At 72.5% G+C, this 16,413-nt stretch carries 13 protein-coding genes; 3 read left to right on the forward strand and 10 right to left on the reverse strand.

Annotation, left to right across the window (positions count from 1 at the left end; translation table 11 throughout):
- Positions 1 to 79: 79 nt before the first annotated feature.
- The 3 genes from ACWCRJ_RS08065 to ACWCRJ_RS08075 all read right to left on the reverse strand — a co-directional run bounded on the left by ACWCRJ_RS08065 (position 80) and on the right by ACWCRJ_RS08075 (position 4,095).
- The gene (locus ACWCRJ_RS08065) at positions 80 to 1,366 is read right to left on the reverse strand and encodes a DUF2690 domain-containing protein (RefSeq protein ID WP_450938512.1); all 1,287 of its coding nucleotides are present in this window, start codon (positions 1,364 to 1,366) and stop codon (positions 80 to 82) included.
- Positions 1,367 to 2,192: 826 nt separating this feature from the next.
- Positions 2,193 to 2,699, reverse strand: coding sequence for a DUF3017 domain-containing protein (locus ACWCRJ_RS08070; RefSeq protein WP_450938513.1), 507 nt, complete (start codon positions 2,697 to 2,699; stop codon positions 2,193 to 2,195).
- Positions 2,700 to 3,240: 541 nt separating this feature from the next.
- Positions 3,241 to 4,095 carry a bifunctional methylenetetrahydrofolate dehydrogenase/methenyltetrahydrofolate cyclohydrolase gene (locus tag ACWCRJ_RS08075; protein ID WP_450938514.1) on the reverse strand — a complete coding sequence of 285 codons (855 nt, stop codon included), beginning with the start codon at positions 4,093 to 4,095 and terminating at the stop codon, positions 3,241 to 3,243.
- A gap of 284 nt (positions 4,096 to 4,379) precedes the next feature.
- On the opposite strand from ACWCRJ_RS08075, the gene ACWCRJ_RS08080 reads away from it, so the two are divergent.
- Positions 4,380 to 4,961 carry a hypothetical protein gene (locus ACWCRJ_RS08080; RefSeq protein WP_450938515.1) on the forward strand — a complete coding sequence of 194 codons (582 nt, stop codon included), beginning with the start codon at positions 4,380 to 4,382 and terminating at the stop codon, positions 4,959 to 4,961.
- A gap of 103 nt (positions 4,962 to 5,064) precedes the next feature.
- On the opposite strand, the gene ACWCRJ_RS08085 is transcribed toward ACWCRJ_RS08080, so the two are convergent.
- From ACWCRJ_RS08085 to purN, 3 genes are all read right to left on the reverse strand, one after another.
- The gene (locus tag ACWCRJ_RS08085) at positions 5,065 to 5,436 is read right to left on the reverse strand and encodes a hypothetical protein (RefSeq protein WP_450938516.1); all 372 of its coding nucleotides are present in this window, start codon (positions 5,434 to 5,436) and stop codon (positions 5,065 to 5,067) included.
- Between the two features lie 238 nt (positions 5,437 to 5,674).
- Positions 5,675 to 7,267 (reverse strand): bifunctional phosphoribosylaminoimidazolecarboxamide formyltransferase/IMP cyclohydrolase, encoded by a 1,593-nt coding sequence (gene purH / locus ACWCRJ_RS08090; RefSeq protein ID WP_450938517.1) that lies wholly within the window; start codon positions 7,265 to 7,267, stop codon positions 5,675 to 5,677.
- Positions 7,264 to 7,893 carry a phosphoribosylglycinamide formyltransferase gene (gene purN, locus ACWCRJ_RS08095; protein WP_450938518.1) on the reverse strand — a complete coding sequence of 210 codons (630 nt, stop codon included), beginning with the start codon at positions 7,891 to 7,893 and terminating at the stop codon, positions 7,264 to 7,266. The genes purH and purN overlap by 4 nt, the downstream gene beginning before the upstream one ends.
- Positions 7,894 to 8,227: 334 nt before the next feature.
- On the opposite strand from purN, the gene ACWCRJ_RS08100 reads away from it, so the two are divergent.
- A complete protein-coding gene (locus tag ACWCRJ_RS08100) occupies positions 8,228 to 9,022 on the forward strand; it encodes a hypothetical protein (protein ID WP_450938519.1) in 795 nt (264 codons plus the stop codon).
- Between the two features lie 67 nt (positions 9,023 to 9,089).
- On the opposite strand, the gene ACWCRJ_RS08105 is transcribed toward ACWCRJ_RS08100, so the two are convergent.
- The gene (locus ACWCRJ_RS08105) at positions 9,090 to 11,330 is read right to left on the reverse strand and encodes a cell division protein PerM (protein WP_450938520.1); all 2,241 of its coding nucleotides are present in this window, start codon (positions 11,328 to 11,330) and stop codon (positions 9,090 to 9,092) included.
- A 138-nt stretch (positions 11,331 to 11,468) separates the two neighbouring features.
- Between ACWCRJ_RS08105 and ACWCRJ_RS08110 the strand changes: the two genes are divergently transcribed.
- Positions 11,469 to 12,434: an RNA polymerase sigma factor gene (locus ACWCRJ_RS08110; protein ID WP_450938521.1), complete on the forward strand. Its 966-nt coding sequence runs from the start codon at positions 11,469 to 11,471 to the stop codon at positions 12,432 to 12,434.
- A 96-nt stretch (positions 12,435 to 12,530) separates the two neighbouring features.
- Here ACWCRJ_RS08110 and sucD read toward each other — a convergent pair whose 3' ends face one another.
- The 3 genes from sucD to ACWCRJ_RS08125 all read right to left on the reverse strand — a co-directional run bounded on the left by sucD (position 12,531) and on the right by ACWCRJ_RS08125 (position 16,319).
- Positions 12,531 to 13,415: a succinate--CoA ligase subunit alpha gene (gene sucD / locus ACWCRJ_RS08115; RefSeq protein WP_046915897.1), complete on the reverse strand. Its 885-nt coding sequence runs from the start codon at positions 13,413 to 13,415 to the stop codon at positions 12,531 to 12,533.
- Between the two features lie 21 nt (positions 13,416 to 13,436).
- Positions 13,437 to 14,615: an ADP-forming succinate--CoA ligase subunit beta gene (sucC, locus tag ACWCRJ_RS08120; protein WP_013001321.1), complete on the reverse strand. Its 1,179-nt coding sequence runs from the start codon at positions 14,613 to 14,615 to the stop codon at positions 13,437 to 13,439.
- Positions 14,616 to 15,293: 678 nt separating this feature from the next.
- The gene (locus tag ACWCRJ_RS08125; RefSeq protein ID WP_450938522.1) at positions 15,294 to 16,319 is read right to left on the reverse strand and encodes a hypothetical protein; all 1,026 of its coding nucleotides are present in this window, start codon (positions 16,317 to 16,319) and stop codon (positions 15,294 to 15,296) included.
- Between the last annotated feature and the right edge of the window lie 94 nt (positions 16,320 to 16,413).

A 16,413-nucleotide genomic window follows, 5' to 3' on the forward strand; every position in this document is an offset into this window, starting at 1 on the left:
CACCTGACGAGGGGCGTGGCGGGCCGCGCCCCTTCCCCACGGCCCGAGGGGGCGCGGTGGACGCGCCCCCTCCGCACCACTACCCCGTGCAGCCCTTCTGGCCCGACGCCAGCGTCGCGCAGGCCGCGGCATCGCCCGCGTCCTTCACGGTGACCATCAGGGTGTAGGCGATGTTGTCGCCGGCCTCTTCGATGGCGGCGGTCTGCTTGGTCCCGCCTGCCGTGACCTGGACCTCGTCGCCCTGGGCGGCGCCGGTGATGCGGGCCCAGGCGGCCTGGCAGGTCTTGCTGTAGCGGACCTCGACCCGTGTCGTGCCGATCGTGGCCTCGTCGGCGGTGCGCACGAGGTTGCCGATGCACCCCATGGTCTCCGGGTCCTTGCCGTCGCAGTCCTTGCCGCTGCACTTCACTCCGGCCGGGAGGTCGGGGTTCGTGCCGGTCGAGGTCGACCGGGAGGCGGGCGGTTTGCCGTCCGCCTGCTCCTTCCCGCCACCGTCGGTGAGGAGGAAAAAGGCCGCCCCGATCACGACGAGCCCCCCGACGGCTCCCACGAGGAACATCGGCACACGCCGCTTCGGCCGGGAATCGCCGTCGTCGGACCGGCCCTCACCGCCAGGCGGCGGGCCGAACACACCGGACGGCGCCGAGGCACCACCGGAGACCTGGGCGCCACCGGAAACCGCGGCACCACCGGAACCCGGCGCCCCGGCAGGACCCCGGGACGAGGACGCCGACGAGACCGAGGCCGAGCCCGAGGCAGAGGCGGAGGAAGCCGACGAGGGCCACCCCCCGACCAGGCCCGACGGTGATGACGTCGAGGGCCGGGACGCGGCCGACGACGGCGTGGCGCCCCAGCTGGTGCGCGACGAGCCACCGGAGGCAGCCCTCGCCCCGTACGGCGGGCGCGAGGCGCTGTCGTCGGCCGAGGAGCGCGGCTGCAGCGGCACCGACGGGACGACGCCGGCCGGGCCCGCCACACCCGGTGTCACGGTCGCGCTCCGGCCTCCCCTGCCGTTCCTGCCACCCTTGACGGTGGACTGCCCGCCCGTCTCGCCCAGGGCGGCGCGCGCCTGGGAGATACGGATCGCCTCCATGGTCATGTCGTGGCGCATCTCCGAACGGCTCCAGGCCCGCTCGGCCAGCTCCCACATGGTGGCCAGATGGACGGGATCGGTGCCGGTCACCTCGGCCAACGCCACGATCGCGCCCTTCGGCGCGAGCAGTCTGCCGTTGAGATACCGCTCCCAGGACGTCTTGCTGTAGCCCGTGCGGTCGGCCACCGCCGCGATGCTCAGTCCACCGCGGTCGACGAGCCGACGCAGCTGACCCGCGAACTCCCTGACCTGTGGATCGAGTTCATCGGGCAAGGCCCTCCAACGAGGCATTTCTTCCCCCCTCTTCCCCCCGTACGGATTCCCGTACGACTCTCCGTACAGATGCCCGTACGGATCTCCGTACGACTCTGGACTGTCCCCCCGTGCCCGCTGTCCGCGTGCCACGCATGATGCCCTCGCTGCATTCCGTTTCGGGACCTGCCCGTCGGTCCCGAGGCCCTCTCCGGAGCCCCGTTCTGGCCTACCCACTGGGATGCGCCCGGTCGGGATGTCAGTTCCCCGGAAAGGGGCGCGCGGGAGCATTCCGGGCAGGGCCGCGCGCTGCGCACGCCCCCCGCACCGTCAGCGATCCAGTGTCCCACCGACGTCCCGGAATTCCGGGCGGAATCGCAGGTCCCCGCACGGGACGTCCCGGACCGCCCCAAATACCCTCGTCCGCCCGGGTATTGAAGGTCCACGTCCCACATCCTCGAACCTGTCGGCACAGCGGCACACCGACGGCACCTCCACCTCACGCGGGTCGCACACGGACTCGTGCGCATCGTGTGCGGCAGTGAATACCGGAAGACGCGAAGGCGCGGAGCGGAAAGTGACGCGGACGGCCTCGTGAGGTGAGACGACGCGAGGAGCGTGACGAGGGGGCGCGCGGATGACGTCCGGGTGCCACCGTCGTCGCGCGGCGCGGACACCTTGGCGGAACGGTCACTTCCGTGCCACAGCGGGCTGACAGGTGTTGAAGGGGGCGTCCGCCGTGCAGGAACGTGGAACGCGACGGCGGTCCGTCCTTACTCGGGGGAGGGGACGGACCGCCGTCGTACGCGCTCGGACCGGGGGGATTCTCCCGGCGGGGCGAAACGCCTCAGCCCGCCTCGTCGCCCACCGTGAAGTGCAGGGTGTCCTTGAGGAACGGGATCTCCAGCAGCGGCTTCGGCTGGGCCATCAGCGCGAGGAGCACGATGGCGGTGCCCAGGAAGATGTACGTGGCCATGTCCGTGAAGCGGGAGCGGACGGCGAGCATGCCGACATCCCGGACGGCCCAGCGCAGCACCGCGCCGCCGAGCATCGCGGCCCCGATCAGGATCGTGCCGGCCCGAAACGCGTCCAGCGCGGTGAGCAGCAGCCCGAGCCCCACGGTGGACAGGACGGCGAGGATCGGCCACTGACGGACGGGCGCGGGCGCCTCACGCGGTGCCGCCCGGCCACCACCCTCGGGCCGCGCGGTGTCCTTGGTGAACATCGGGAACCGCCGGGTGCCGCGAACGGGGTTCCCTTCGGCATCGGGCACGCTGATGTGATCACGGACCTCGATCTCGTCCGCGGCCTCGGTCGCACCGGCCACCCCGGTCGTCCCGGCGGTCTTCGCCATGTCCACCCTTTCCGAAGCAGCGCTCTCGTCCGCCGCAGCCCCGTCCGTCGTCGTCCCGGACCGTTCCGCGGCCCTCGATCCGCCCGCCGTCTCCCCGGACCACCCACCGTCGGACGAACCGGCGGGCGAAGGCGACGTCACGAGCGGCTCGGCCTCGGCTGAAGCCTTTGCCGGCGTCGAAGGGGTCGGCGCCGTCGAAGGGGTCGGGGCCGTCGAAGGGGTCGGGGCCCCCGAGGCCGTCGAAGCCGTCGAAGCCGTCGAAGCCGTCGAAGCCGTCGAAGCGCCGGACGTCCCCGAAGCCGTCGAGGCGTCGGACGTCCCCGATGCCCGAGAAGCGTCCGGCCGTGCCGGCTTCAGCGGCTTCAGCGGCTTCTCCGACCCACCGGCCGTCTCCGCCCCTTCCGCCGCCCCTGGCTCCTCCGCCGCCCTCGACTCCCCCGCCGCCCCTGGCTGCTCGGACGTCCCGGAGGCCTCCGCCGTGCCGGGCGCACCGGAGGCGCCCGACTCCCGCGGCGCCCCGGAAACGCGCTCCGCCCCGCCGTCAGCCGGCACTGCGCTCCGCCGCCTCCACCACGTTGACGAGCAGCTGGGCGCGGGTCATCGGGCCGACGCCGCCGGGGTTGGGAGAGATCCAGCCGGCGACCTCCGCGACGCCGGGGTGGACATCGCCGACGATCTTGCCCTCGGCAGAGCGGGACACACCGACGTCGAGGACGGCGGCGCCCGGCTTCACGTCCTCGGGCCGGATCAGGTGGGCGGAGCCGGCCGCGGCGACGATGATGTCCGCCTTCCGCAGGTGCGCGGACAGATCACGCGTGCCGGTGTGGCACTGGGTCACCGTCGCGTTCTCGCTGCGCCTGGTGAGCAGCAGCGGCATCGGGCGTCCGATCGTCACACCACGCCCGACGACCACGACCTCGGCGCCCTTGATCTCCACGCCGTACCGGCGGAGGAGGGTGAGGACGCCGTTCGGGGTGCAGGGCAGCGGGGCGGGCTCATTGAGGACGAGGCGCCCGAGGTTCATCGGGTGCAGACCGTCCGCGTCCTTGTCGGGGTCCATCAGTTCGAGGATGCGGTTCTCGTCGATGCCCTTGGGGAGCGGCAGCTGGACGATGTAACCGGTGCAGGCGGGGTCCTCGTTGAGTTCCCGCACCACCGCCTCGATCTCCTCCTGGGTCGCGGTCGCGGGCAGTTCACGCTGGATGGACGCGATGCCGACCTGCGCGCAGTCGCGGTGCTTGCCCGCGACGTACTTCTGACTGCCGGGGTCTTCGCCGACCAGGATCGTGCCGAGTCCGGGCGTGATGCCCTTCTCCTTCAGCACCGCCACGCGGGCGGTCAGATCGGACTTGATCGCGGCTGCGGTGGCCTTGCCATCGAGAATCTGGGCGCTCATGGCCCCAATCTTCGCGGATGACCGGTGCCGGGTTCCAATCCGGTCACCAGGCGGACGCCTTCCGACCTGTACCGGGCCGGACCGCCGCCCGTGCCGGACAAGATCGGATGTGTTGCACTTGCACAACACCCGAGCAATCTCCCTGGACATCCGAGCAGGCATATAAAACGATTGGGTCACAGTGCCGCGGGCACTGCCGGGGGGCGTGACCATTTCAAGATGCCAGGGCATTCCTCCGAACCGTGCCGCGCGTCCCCGCACCAGGCAACGGAGGAAACCCCGCCATGAGTTTCGGCGACCCGAACAACCCGTACGGCCAGCCCCAGCAGCAGCAGCCGCCCGCCCAGGGCTACGGCTACCCGCAGCAGACCCCGCCCCAGCAGCCCGGGTACGGCTACCCGAGCGCACCGCCGGTCTCCCAGGGCTACGGCGGCTACCCGAACGCACCCGAGACCATGCCGAGCTCGGTGAACGCGGCCCGCATCATGCTGTGGGTGATCGTCGGCCTTCAGGTGGTCGGTGTGCTGCTGTACGCCATCGGCGCGGTCCTCGTCTCCGCGGCGAGCGAGAAGGCCGAGGACCCCGCCCTCGCCGAGGCGCTCGGCAACATCTCCATCGGCCAGATGGTGGCGACTGCCATATTCGCGGCGGCCTGGCTCGTCTACGCGGTCATGATGGCCGTGAAGTTCAAGTCCGGCGGCAACGGCGTACGCGTCGCCACCCTGGTCTTCGGCATCATCACCGCGATCCTGGGCGTCTTCCCGTTCATCGTGATCGGCCTGGTCCACCTGGTGCTGGGCATCCTGATAGCCGTCTTCGTCGGCAACGCCAACGGCAAGGCGTGGTTCAACCGCCCGCGCTACTGAGCACCGGGCACCGCGCGCAGCCGAGCGGCGCACGGGACCGGGCGCCGGGCACCGCACCCGAAGGGCCGTGCCTCCCGTACGCGGGGGCACGGCCCTCGGTGTGTCAGAGCGGGCAGAAGCTGCCGCTCGCCGGTGACAGCTGGTTCACGCCGTGGTCGTAGCTCTGCGTCTGGCCGGGCCCGAGCGGATAGCTGAGGGTGCCGCCGACGCAGTAGGGCGTGTCCGTGGCGTTGACGACGGCGGTGACCCGCAGGGCCGGGCTGTATGTGGCCCGGTCGCCCTCTCTCACCATGACCGGCTGGGCGCCGAGCAGCGGCTGGAGGCAGACGTACCCGCGGAGACAGGACACCACCGCCTCCTCTCCGGCAGCACTCGCGTCCGCGGCCGTGGCGCCGCTCATCCCCGTACCGAACGCGACGGCGAGCACCGCCCCGACGGCCGCCGCCCGGCGTGAACCACTCGACCTGGTGCGCATGACCGACCCCCTGAGTCCCTGTCGATGGAACGGACTCCTCGACCCTCGCAGCGGAACCCACGCCTCTGCACCGGGGTATCGGCCATTCCGCATGCTCCCGCCCCAGGCGGACACGCCGAAGGGCCCGCCGGTGTGCCGACGGGCCCTTCGTCTCACGCAATCGGCTCACGCCATCGGCGCGGCGGATCAGTAAAGCGAACCAGTGGAGCGAAGCAGTGGAGCGGATCAGTGGAACGGGTCAGTGGAAGAAGTGCCGCGTCCCCGTGAAGTACATCGTCACGCCCGCCTTCTGCGCGGCCTCGACGACCAGCTCGTCACGGACCGAACCGCCCGGCTGCACCACGGCCTTGACGCCGGCCGCGGTGAGGATCTCCAGCCCGTCCGGGAAGGGGAAGAACGCGTCGGAGGCGGCGTACGCGCCCCGCGCGCGCTCGGCCCCGGCGCGCTCGACGGCGAGCTTGGCGGAGTCGACGCGGTTGACCTGCCCCATCCCGACACCCACCGAGGCGCCGTCCTTGGCCAGCAGGATCGCGTTGGACTTCACCGCGCGGCAGGCCTTCCAGGCGAAGGCCAGCTCAGCCAGCTCGTCGGCGGAGAGGGCGTCCCCGGTGGCCAGGGTCCAGTGGGCGGGGTCGTCACCGTCGGCCTGGAGGCGGTCGGTCACCTGGAGGAGCGCGCCGCCGTCGACGGGCTTGAGCTCGACCGGGGCGGCGGGCGCGCCCGGCGCCTTCAGCACCCGGATGTTCTTCTTCTTCGCGAGGGCCTCCAGCGCGCCGTCCTCGTAGTCGGGCGCGACGATCACCTCGGTGAAGATCTCGGCGACCTGCTCGGCCATCTCCTTCGAGACCGGCCGGTTGACCGCGATCACACCGCCGAACGCCGACAGCGGGTCGCACGCGTGCGCCTTGCGGTGCGCCTCGGCGACATCCGCGCCGACCGCGATCCCGCACGGGTTCGCGTGCTTGATGATCGCGACGGCCGGCTCGTCGTGGTCGTACGCGGCACGGCGCGCGGCGTCCGTGTCCGTGTAGTTGTTGTACGACATCTCCTTGCCGTGCAGCTGCTCGGCCTCGGCGAGACCGCCGGTCCCGGAGACGTACAGCGCGGCCGGCTGGTGCGGGTTCTCGCCGTAGCGCAGGGTGTGCGCGCGCTCCCAGGTCGCCCCGAGGAAGTCGGGGAACTGCGAGTCGTCGGCCGGCGCGTACGAGGACGCGAACCAGGAGGCCACCGCCACGTCGTACGCGGCCGTGTGCTGGAAGGCCTCGGCCGCGAGCCGCTTGCGGGTGGTCAGGTCGAAGCCGCCGTGCTGCACGGCCGCGAGGACGTCGGCGTACCGGGCGGGGCTGGTGACGACCGCGACGGAGGGGTGGTTCTTGGCGGCGGCGCGGACCATCGAGGGGCCACCGATGTCGATCTGCTCGACGCACTCGTCGGGGGTGGCGCCGGAGGCGACGGTCTCCCGGAACGGGTAGAGGTTCACGACGACGAGGTCGAACGGCTCGACACCCAGCTCGGCGAGCTGGTGCCGGTGGTCCTCCAGGCGCAGGTCGGCGAGGATGCCCGCGTGCACCTTGGGGTGCAGGGTCTTGACCCGGCCGTCCAGGCACTCGGGGAAGCCGGTCAGCTCCTCGACCTTGGTGACGGGGACGCCGGCAGCGGCGATACGCCCGGCGGTGGACCCGGTGGAGACGAGTTCGACGCCCGCCTCGTGCAGGCCGCGCGCGAGGTCTTCGAGGCCCGTCTTGTCGTAGACACTGACGAGCGCGCGACGGATGACCCGCTGGTCGCTCGTGCCGCTCTGGCCGGCCGTGACAGTGCTGTCGGCGGTCACTGGATAACTACCTTTCGTCCCTCAATGCGATAGCCGTTGCGGGCGAGCCGCCCCACGACATCGACGAGCAGCCTTCGCTCGACTTCCTTGATGCGCTCGTGCAGAGCGCTCTCGTCGTCCTCGTCCCGGACCTCCACCACGCCCTGCGCGATGATCGGCCCGGTGTCGACGCCGTCGTCGACGAAGTGGACGGTGCAGCCGGTGACCCGGGCGCCGTACGCGAGCGCGTCCCGCACGCCGTGGGCCCCCGGGAAACTGGGGAGGAGGGCCGGGTGGGTGTTGACGAACCGCCCGCCGAACCGCGCCAGGAACCGCTTCCCCACGATCTTCATGAACCCCGCGGAGACGACGAGATCCGGCTCGTACGCGGCGACGGCGTCGGCGAGCGCCGCGTCCCACTCGTCACGCGTCCCGTGGTCCTTGACCCGGCACACGAAGGTCGGCAGCCCGGCGCGCTCGGCGCGGGCGAGCCCCTCGATGCCACCGCGGTCGGCTCCGACGGCCACGATCTCGGCGCCGTAGGCCTCGACGCCGGCCGTGGCGATGGCGTCCAGCAGCGCCTGGAGGTTGGTGCCGGATCCGGAGACCAACACGACGAGGCGCTTGGCCACGGGCTTGGCGGCCACGGTGGGGCCCTTTCTACGGTTTCTGCTTGACGGGTTCTGCTTGTGGGATTCCGCAGGGGGAACGTTCAGGTCTGCCGTACGCGCACATGCACTTGTACTTTCATACGAATGCTTTGTGTCCCCCAATACGGGGAAGTCTACGAAGCGGCCGACCGTCAGCAACGATACCGGCACACCGGACGGCCCCCGTGGGACGGGGGCGTGGCCGGGAGGTAGCGTCTGCCGGGAGTGGGCTCGGGAACGCGGTCGGCGTGTGTGGCGTTCAAGGAGTGACAGCTCATGCGCTACCAGTAGATTTCACCGCCGTACTCACCAAGGGGAAGACGCACACCTGATGCCGGACCGCAGTTTCCGCCTTCCTCCGCTCCTGCTGCGCGAGCGGAGTTCCTCGCCCACGCCTCCGCGCGAGAGCGAGGACACCCCCGAGCAGTCCGGGCAGCCCGGGCGGGGCCAGGGCGCAGGCGCTTCGGACGACAACCCGTTCGCGCCGCCGCCCGAGGGCACGCCCGACCGGCCGTGGCGGCCACGCCGGCCCGACGGCCAGGGTGCCGACGACGGAGCGGGGCGCGATGGTGGCCACTCGCCGTGGGGCAGTCAGTGGAGCGACCGGCAGCCCGGCCGCTCGTCCGGCGGACCCTTCGGTCAGCGCTCCGGCGGGCAGGGCGGTCCGGGTGGACCCGGCGGTTCCGGCCAGGGCCCCGAGGGCGGTCCGGGCCGCGGCCTGCGCTGGGACCCGACGGACCCCGCCCAGCGCCGCGCGCGGTACTCGTTGCTCTGCGGCATGTGGGCCTTCTTCTTCGCCCTCTTCGCCTGGCCGTACGTCGCCCTGCTGCTCGGCTCCCTGGCCGTGTACTGGGCCGTCAGCGCCCTGCGCGCCAAGCCCGCAACCCCGGACCCGGACCGGCCGGCGGCCCCCGAGCCGAGCGGCCGGCCCCAGCGGACGGCGGCCATCAGCGGCCTGGTGACCTCGACGATCGCCCTCGCCATCGTCGCCATCACCTTCACGGCCCAGTTCGTGTACCGGGACTACTACACCTGCGTCAACGACTCCCTGACGACCACCTCCGCGAAGGCCTGCAAGGAACTCCTGCCGGAGGGGCCGCTGCGGCAGATTCTGGGCGCGCAGTAGGAGCGCCCCGGGCAGAGTTGCGCGAAGGCGCGCCGTCGGTGGTCATCGGCGGCGCGCCTTCGGTTCGTCACACGGGCTCCTCGCGGCTGGGGGGCGGGGTGTGTTCGCGTCCGTCCTGCTCATCCCGCCCGTGCCGGTCGTGCCGCCCGTGCCGGTCGTGCCGGTCGAGTGCGGACGCCTCGCGCAGCGCCGCCCAGCGGGCCGCGCGGGAGTCGGGGTCCCAGACGGGCGGGGGTACTGCGGCGGACTCGTCGGCGTACGGATCGACGGCGGCGTACGACGTGAGGGCGTCGGTGTGATCGGTGTCATCGGCGTGATCGGTGTCATCGGTGGCGAGGGCGCTGGGGTCGCGGGGGTCGCTGGGGGCATGCGTGAGGCCCCTCGTGCTACCGAGTCCCGGGCCGGGACCGGTGTCGGTGGCGGTGTCGGTGGAGGCGTCGGCTGAGGCGTCGGCTGAGGCGTCGGTGACAGTGGCGGTGGCGCCGGCGTCGACGGCGGGCGAGGAGTCGGCCGGGATCGACGGTCCGACCGGACGGCGCTTCGCTCCCGGGAACCACGTCGGGAACCGGCGGGGGCGCTTCGGAAGCGGCTGAGGTTGATGCTGAGGCTGTGGTCGCGGCTCGGAGGGGGGTGCCGTTGACCGACCCGTGACCGCCCGGGACCCGGTACGGGACCCAGTGCGGGGATCAATTCGGGATTCGGATCGGGATTCGGTTCGGGGTCCGCCCGGTGTGTCACCGGGAGCCTGCCCGCCTCCGACGGCGTTCGCCCCGCGCCGGAACACTCCGGCCGCCCCCGACCGCTTCCGCCGTCCGGCCCCCTCGCCCACAAACTGCCCCGGCGTCTTCCCCTGTCCGGCCCCCCTGGCCACCGGCACCGCCGACGTCTTCGTCCGGCCGGTCCCCCCGGACGCGTCCGCCCTCGTCCGGGCCCGCGTCCGGCACCACCGCGCGACCAGGGCCACCGGCAGCCCCACCGCGCCCACCCAGGCCCCGGCCGCACCGCCGGCCTGCCACCACACCGGTCCGAAGGCGGTCAGGGCGGCCACTCCGAGAGGCCCGCCGGCGAGGAGGGCGAGGAGGGCGAAGGCGACGGCGGACAGGAGGGCCGCGAGGAAGGTCGCGACGACCGTGCGCCCCGCGGACCACGGCGCCGTCCGGTCGGCGGCCGCCCGCGCCGCGGTGAACAAGCCGACCGTCACCCCCGCGGCGAGCGGCACCGCTCCCACCATCCAGTACACGGGCGTGCCCCCGCCCGCCGGGACCGCCGCGAGCAGCGGGAACGGGGGCAGAAGGACTGCCGGGGCGGCCGCCTCCAGTGGGGCGACAGTGGGTCCGGCGCCCAGCACGAAGCCGGGGCCGAGGGCATAGGCCGCCGCCCACAGCGCCGCGTTCGGGATGAGGGCGAGGCAGAGGAGCAGTACGGCGAAGCGCCCGGACAGCCCCTCGGTGAGCTGGAGGAAGGAGGCGCGTGCCGCGCCGCCGTGCCACACCAGGGAGACGGCCACCAGCAGAGCGCCGCCACCGCCCAGCACGAGCACGCCCGCCCCGGCGGCGCGTCCGGCGGCCGCCGCGAGATGCCGCCGGTACTCCGTCCTCGGGGCACCGCCGAGGAGCGCGGGCAGCGGCAGCCGGGGGCGCCCTCGCGCCGCCCACACCCCCGTGCCCGCCGCGAGCGCCGCCAGCAGCGGCACGCACAGCACGGCCCACCACCACGACGGCCGCAGCACTCCGCCCGAGGCGTAGAGCGTGACCGCCGCGCCGACGGTCGCGTAACCGATGACGAGCCCGGCCCACGTCGCACGAGCACTCACGCCGGAACCGTCGCCCGCGTGGTCGCGGGCCGATCGGTGCAGCAGGACCACCGGCAGGGCGAGCAGGAAGAGCGGGACGAGGCCGACCGGCGCGGGGGTGCCGGTGAGCGTGTCGGTGCGGACGAGTTCCACGCCGTGGGAGAGCAGCCACAGCGCAGCCGCCACGTGCAGGGCCCCGCCAGGCCCGCTGTCCGGGTACGGCGAACTGATCCACAGCACGGTCACGAGGGCGACGAACGCCCCCAGTCCGAGCCCCGCCGCCAGCGCCCCGCCCAGCACCCCGGCGACGAGCTTGGAGGACCGCCGCCGCGCCCGCCGGAGCAGCGGCGACAACGGCGACCGGGGCGCGGACGAGTACAGGGACGGCGTGGAGGCCACGGGCCTCATGGGCACCCCGGACGCCGTGGGAGGCGCCGACCGGCCGTGGCCGACGGAGTGCTGGTCCGGCCCCGCGGCCGGGTCGTTCGGGTCGGTCGCGTGTGTCACGTCGGCCATGCTCCCAACGACACGCGCTTCAGGTGCGTAACGGAGGATTCCTGCACGTGTCGCCCAATATGTTCTTATGTGCTTTTTCGTACGCAGATCGGTCCAACGGAGGTCGCTTCCGGGGTCGCTTCTGGGGGAGGCGATCCGGTGACCGGGCGTGGGCCCCGGACCGGGGCCGCCATCGGGCACCGTGACGAAGGCGGACGCTGTGACGCAGACGGACGCCACAACGGAGGCGAGTGGTACCAGCAGCCGCTCGGCCCGGACGACGCCGCCCGCGCCGACGTCGACCTCTCGGATCCTGCCCCGCCGCCCCTGACACCCGGCCAGGCCTTCGACGCGCTCTACGCGTACTGCGCCCCCGCGCTCGTACAGCAGACCTATCTGCTCACCGGGCAGCGGCGCCTCGCGCGTGAGTCGGTGGAGCGGGCCTTTCAACTCGCCTGGCACCGCTGGCCGGAGGTGGCCGTCGACCGTGACCCGGCGGGCTGGGTGCGGGCGGCGGCCCACGAGTACGCCCTCTCCCCCTGGCACCGGCTGCGCCCCCGCACCCGGCGGCACCTCGAACCGCAGCCGGCCGACCCCACCGACCGCGCCCTGCTGTCCGCAATGCTCGAACTGCCGCCCCCGTACCGCCGCACCCTGCTCCTCTACGACGGCGTCGGCCTCGACCTGCCCGACACGGCCGCCGAGACGGAGTCCAGCACACCGGCCGCGGCGGGCCGGCTGCTCTACGCCCGCACCAGGGTCACCGAGCGGCTCCCGGAGCCGGTGGCGGCCGACGACCTCGGCCGTCTCCTGGCCGCACTCCCCTCCGACGTCCGTCCGGGCCCCGCCAGGCCCCTCGCCCTCCGCGCCCGGGCCGACCTCCGCGCCCGCCGCTGGATCCACGCCGCCATCGCCTTCACCACCCTCCTGCTCACCACCACCGCCCTCACGCTGTACACGGCCCCGGACCACTACGAGGCCCCGGTCCCCCCGGGCGCCCCGATCCACGGCGTCCCTCCGCGAGCGGCCCCCGGCCCGCTCTCCCCGCCCCAGCAGAAGCTCCGGGCCAAGCTGCGGGCCGAGACCGCCGCCGGGCCGGAACGTCTGCACCCGGAGGCCCACTGAGCCGGGGCGCGGGCCGAAGCCGGCCCCGGGAACGCCAGCGGGCCCGCACCCCCGACAAGGGATGCGGGCCCGCAGAAGGCTCGGCGGATCCGAAGATCAGCCGCCGAGGATCTCGCGCGCGAGCTTGGCCGTCTCGGTGGGCGTCTTGCCCACCTTGACGCCGGCGGCCTCAAGGGCCTCCTTCTTCGCGGCGGCCGTACCGGAGGAGCCGGAGACGATGGCGCCGGCGTGGCCCATCGTCTTGCCCTCGGGCGCGGTGAAGCCGGCGACGTAACCGACGACCGGCTTCTTCACGTTCGCCTTGATGTAGTCGGCGGCCCGCTCCTCGGCGTCGCCACCGATCTCACCGATCATCACGATGAGGTCGGTGTCGGGGTCGGCCTCGAACGCGGCGAGCGCGTCGATGTGCGTCGTGCCGATGACCGGGTCGCCACCGATGCCGACGGCCGACGAGAAGCCGATGTCTCGCAGCTCGTACATCATCTGGTACGTCAGCGTGCCGGACTTCGAGACGAGACCGATGCGGCCCGGCTTGGTGATGTCGCCGGGGATGATGCCGGCGTTCGACTGGCCGGGGGTGATCAGACCCGGGCAGTTCGGGCCGATGATCCGGGTCTTGTTGCCCTTGGAACCGGCGTACGCGTAGAACGCGGCCGAGTCGTGGACCGCGATGCCCTCGGTGATGACGACCGCGAGCGGGATCTCGGCGTCGATGGCCTCGACGACGGCGGCCTTGGCGAAGGCCGGCGGTACGAAGAGGACGGACACGTTCGCGCCCGTCTTCTCGATCGCCTCGGCGACGGTGCCGAAGACCGGGATCTCGGTGCCGTCGACGTCGACGGTCGTGCCCGCCTTGCGGGGGTTCACGCCACCGACGATGTTCGTGCCGTCGGCCAGCATGAGCTTGGTGTGCTTCATGCCCGTGGCACCGGTCATGCCCTGGACGATGACCTTGGATTCCTTGTTGAGGAAGATAGCCATGGCTGTTCTGTCCCTCGTCCCTTACTTCGCGGCCGCGAGCTCGGCGGCCTTGTCGGCCGCGCCGTCCATGGTGTCCACGCGCTGGACCAGCGGGTGGTTGGCGTCGGAGAGGATCTTGCGACCCAGCTCGGCGTTGTTGCCGTCGAGGCGGACGACGAGGGGCTTGGTGACTTCCTCGCCCTTGTCCTTGAGCAGCTGCAGCGCCTGCACGATGCCGTTGGCGACCTCGTCACAGGCGGTGATGCCACCGAAGACGTTGACGAACACGGACTTGACATCCGGGTCGCCCAGGATGATCTCCAGGCCGTTCGCCATGACGGCGGCGGAGGCGCCACCGCCGATGTCGAGGAAGTTGGCGGGCTTGACGCCACCGTGGTTCTCACCGGCGTACGCGACGACGTCCAGGGTGCTCATGACGAGACCCGCGCCGTTGCCGATGATGCCGACCTCACCGTCGAGCTTGACGTAGTTGAGGTTCTTCTCCTTGGCGGCGGCCTCCAGCGGGTTGGCGGCCGCGTGGTCGACGAGCTCCTCGTGGTCGGGGTGGCGGAAGTCCGCGTTCTCGTCCAGGGAGACCTTGCCGTCGAGGGCGATGACGTCGCCGGAGGCGACCTTCGCCAGCGGGTTGACCTCGACGAGGAGGGCGTCCTCCTCGATGAAGGTCTTCCACAGCGTCACCAGGACGTTGACGACCTTGTCGGCGACCTCGGCCGGGAAGTTCGCGGCCTCGACGATCTCGCGGGCCTTCTCGGGGGTCACACCCTCGTTGGCGTCGATCGGCGTCTTCGCGACGGCCTCGGGCCGGGTGGCCGCCACCTCCTCGATCTCCATGCCGCCCTCGACGGAGGCGATGGAGAGGAAGGTGCGGTTGGTGCGGTCGAGGAGGTACGAGACGTAGTACTCCTCGACGATCTCCGGAGCGGTCTCGGCGATCATCACCTTGTGGACCGTGTGGCCCTTGATGTCCATGCCGAGGATGTTGGTCGCGTGCTCGACCGCCTCGTCTGCGGTCGCCGCGAGCTTCACGCCGCCGGCCTTGCCACGGCCACCGACCTTCACCTGGGCCTTGACCACGGACTTGCCACCCAGACGCTCGGTGGCTGCGCGAGCCGCCTCAGGCGTGTCGATGACTTCACCGGCCAGCACCGGTACATCGTGCTTGGCGAAGAGGTCCCTCGCCTGGTACTCGAACAGGTCCACGCGCGTCCGTCCCTATCAGTGAGCTAGCGGTTCGTTGGATGCGTGGGCGTGCCGCGAAGGGCAACGTGACGTCCGCCGTGAGTCACAAGGGAGGCGCACACGGTGTCCGAGCGCGCGGCATGTCCGTCTCGCAGGTTATCGCTGCTTCCGGGAGGCCCCTAAATCGCGGGTCACACCTGAGCGGTGATACCTGTCACATGATGCCGCCCTCACTGGCACCGCGTGCCGCGTATGCGGGACCTCACCGAACGGGGGTACGTCCGGTGAGGTCCCTGCGAGGCCCTTCAATGACTCCGAAGGGCCCCTGGCGGGTGATCTCCTCCCCGATCGGAGACCGTCCGCCACCGACCCCGACTCCCGCCCGGACCGGGCCGACGGCTTTCGGCGGTCCGGGTTCGAGCCGTGGGTCGGTTGTCTGTGGCCGACCCCGCAGCCGCGCCTACGGGGTCGGGTCTGGGGTCGGGCTCTGGAGCAGGGGGTGGGCGCCGGTGGCGTTGCCGCTGCCGCGCGGGGGTGGTCGGATGCCTTTGTTCATGCGTGCCTGGGGTTCCTTCGGGATCCGGGTCGGCCGTGGGTGCCCAGGGAGGCAGGAGCCGCGACCGGTAGATCTCCATGCCTCCCGGAGCCAGGGCTCCGCGAGAGGGAAGGGCGACAGTCCTTCGGAAGAGAGGACCGGCGCTAGCCGGGGAACTCGGGGATGTCCCGGTGCCGGTCCCGGATACCGCCCGGGGCATCGGCCGCGGGGGCGCCGGGTACGACGCTCAGCGGCGCCCGGCCGAGCGAGGCGACGGTCGACGCCTCCACGTGCCGGGGCCAGCCGTTGTCGACGGCGGAGTGGCGGCCGAGGGCACCGGTCGGAAGACCGCCGGGGCTCCGGTGCGCGGGTCCTCGCACGACGGGCGCGTCCCCGGCCCCGGCGTCACGGCGAGGAGCCGGCACGACCGCCGATCCGCTGACGACGCCCGTCGGCCCGAAGGCGACGGAGGGGGGAACGGAACTCCGTTCGCCGTCACCGCCGCCGTCACCGTCGACGGTCGAGCCCGGACTCCCGGCCACCGCTCGGCCCGGTTCCCGCGGCGTCGCCTCGACCGGCTGAGCCTCCACCGGCGACGTCGTCCACCCGGACGGTTCCGGAAGCCCCGGCACCGTGGGCAGCCACGGCATCCCGGACGACCCCTCGGCGATCGGCCGTAACACGGGAGGGACGACCGGCTGCACGACGTCGTCGACGACGGGCGGCACGACTGCCTCGACGACCGGCCGTACCAGGTCGTCGACGACTTGCCGCACGACATGCTCGGTGGCCTGCTGTGCGAAGCGTTCGGCCACCGGCTGTACGGCTTGCTCGGTCACCGGCCGCAGTACCGGGTGGTCGGTCACCGGCTGGGCGACGTCCGCCATGACCGGTCGAGCGATCCGCTCGGCCAGGGGAGCGATCCGCTCGGTCAGGGGAGCGGTCACCTCGGTCAGGGGAGCGGTCACCTCGGTCACGGGCTGAGCCGTCGACTCGCCGACCGGCCGGACGACCCGATCGGTCCCGGCAGCGGTGACGCCGGCGGTGACGGCAGCCGGGAGGGAGGACACCACCGGTGCCGCCTCGTCCGCCGCGCTCGCCCGCGCGCCGCACAGGACACCCAGCGCGAACAGCCCGCCCACCAGCAGCCCCACCCGCACGACACGGCGCCCGGCGGCCCCGCGCGTCACGCGCAAGACGGCACCGGCACCGGGGAGCGGGGCTGCTGCGGTCAAGACGGGGAGGTCCCTCCCGTGCGACGGAACGGCGGAGTACGGGGGCGAA

The organism is Streptomyces sp. NPDC002324, from assembly GCF_053593335.1.

Excerpts from the sequence above, each read along its gene's own strand:
- ACWCRJ_RS08080 (WP_450938515.1), top strand. The coding sequence starts at position 4,380 with ATGAGTTTCGGCGACCCGAACAACCCGTACGGCCAGCCCCAGCAGCAG.
- ACWCRJ_RS08085 (WP_450938516.1), bottom strand. The coding sequence starts at position 5,436 with ATGCGCACCAGGTCGAGTGGTTCACGCCGGGCGGCGGCCGTCGGGGCG.
- ACWCRJ_RS08070 (WP_450938513.1), bottom strand. The coding sequence starts at position 2,699 with ATGGCGAAGACCGCCGGGACGACCGGGGTGGCCGGTGCGACCGAGGCC.
- ACWCRJ_RS08105 (WP_450938520.1), bottom strand. The coding sequence starts at position 11,330 with ATGGCCGACGTGACACACGCGACCGACCCGAACGACCCGGCCGCGGGG.
- ACWCRJ_RS08075 (WP_450938514.1), bottom strand. The coding sequence starts at position 4,095 with ATGAGCGCCCAGATTCTCGATGGCAAGGCCACCGCAGCCGCGATCAAG.
- sucD (WP_046915897.1), bottom strand. The coding sequence starts at position 13,415 with ATGGCTATCTTCCTCAACAAGGAATCCAAGGTCATCGTCCAGGGCATG.
- ACWCRJ_RS08100 (WP_450938519.1), top strand. The coding sequence starts at position 8,228 with ATGCCGGACCGCAGTTTCCGCCTTCCTCCGCTCCTGCTGCGCGAGCGG.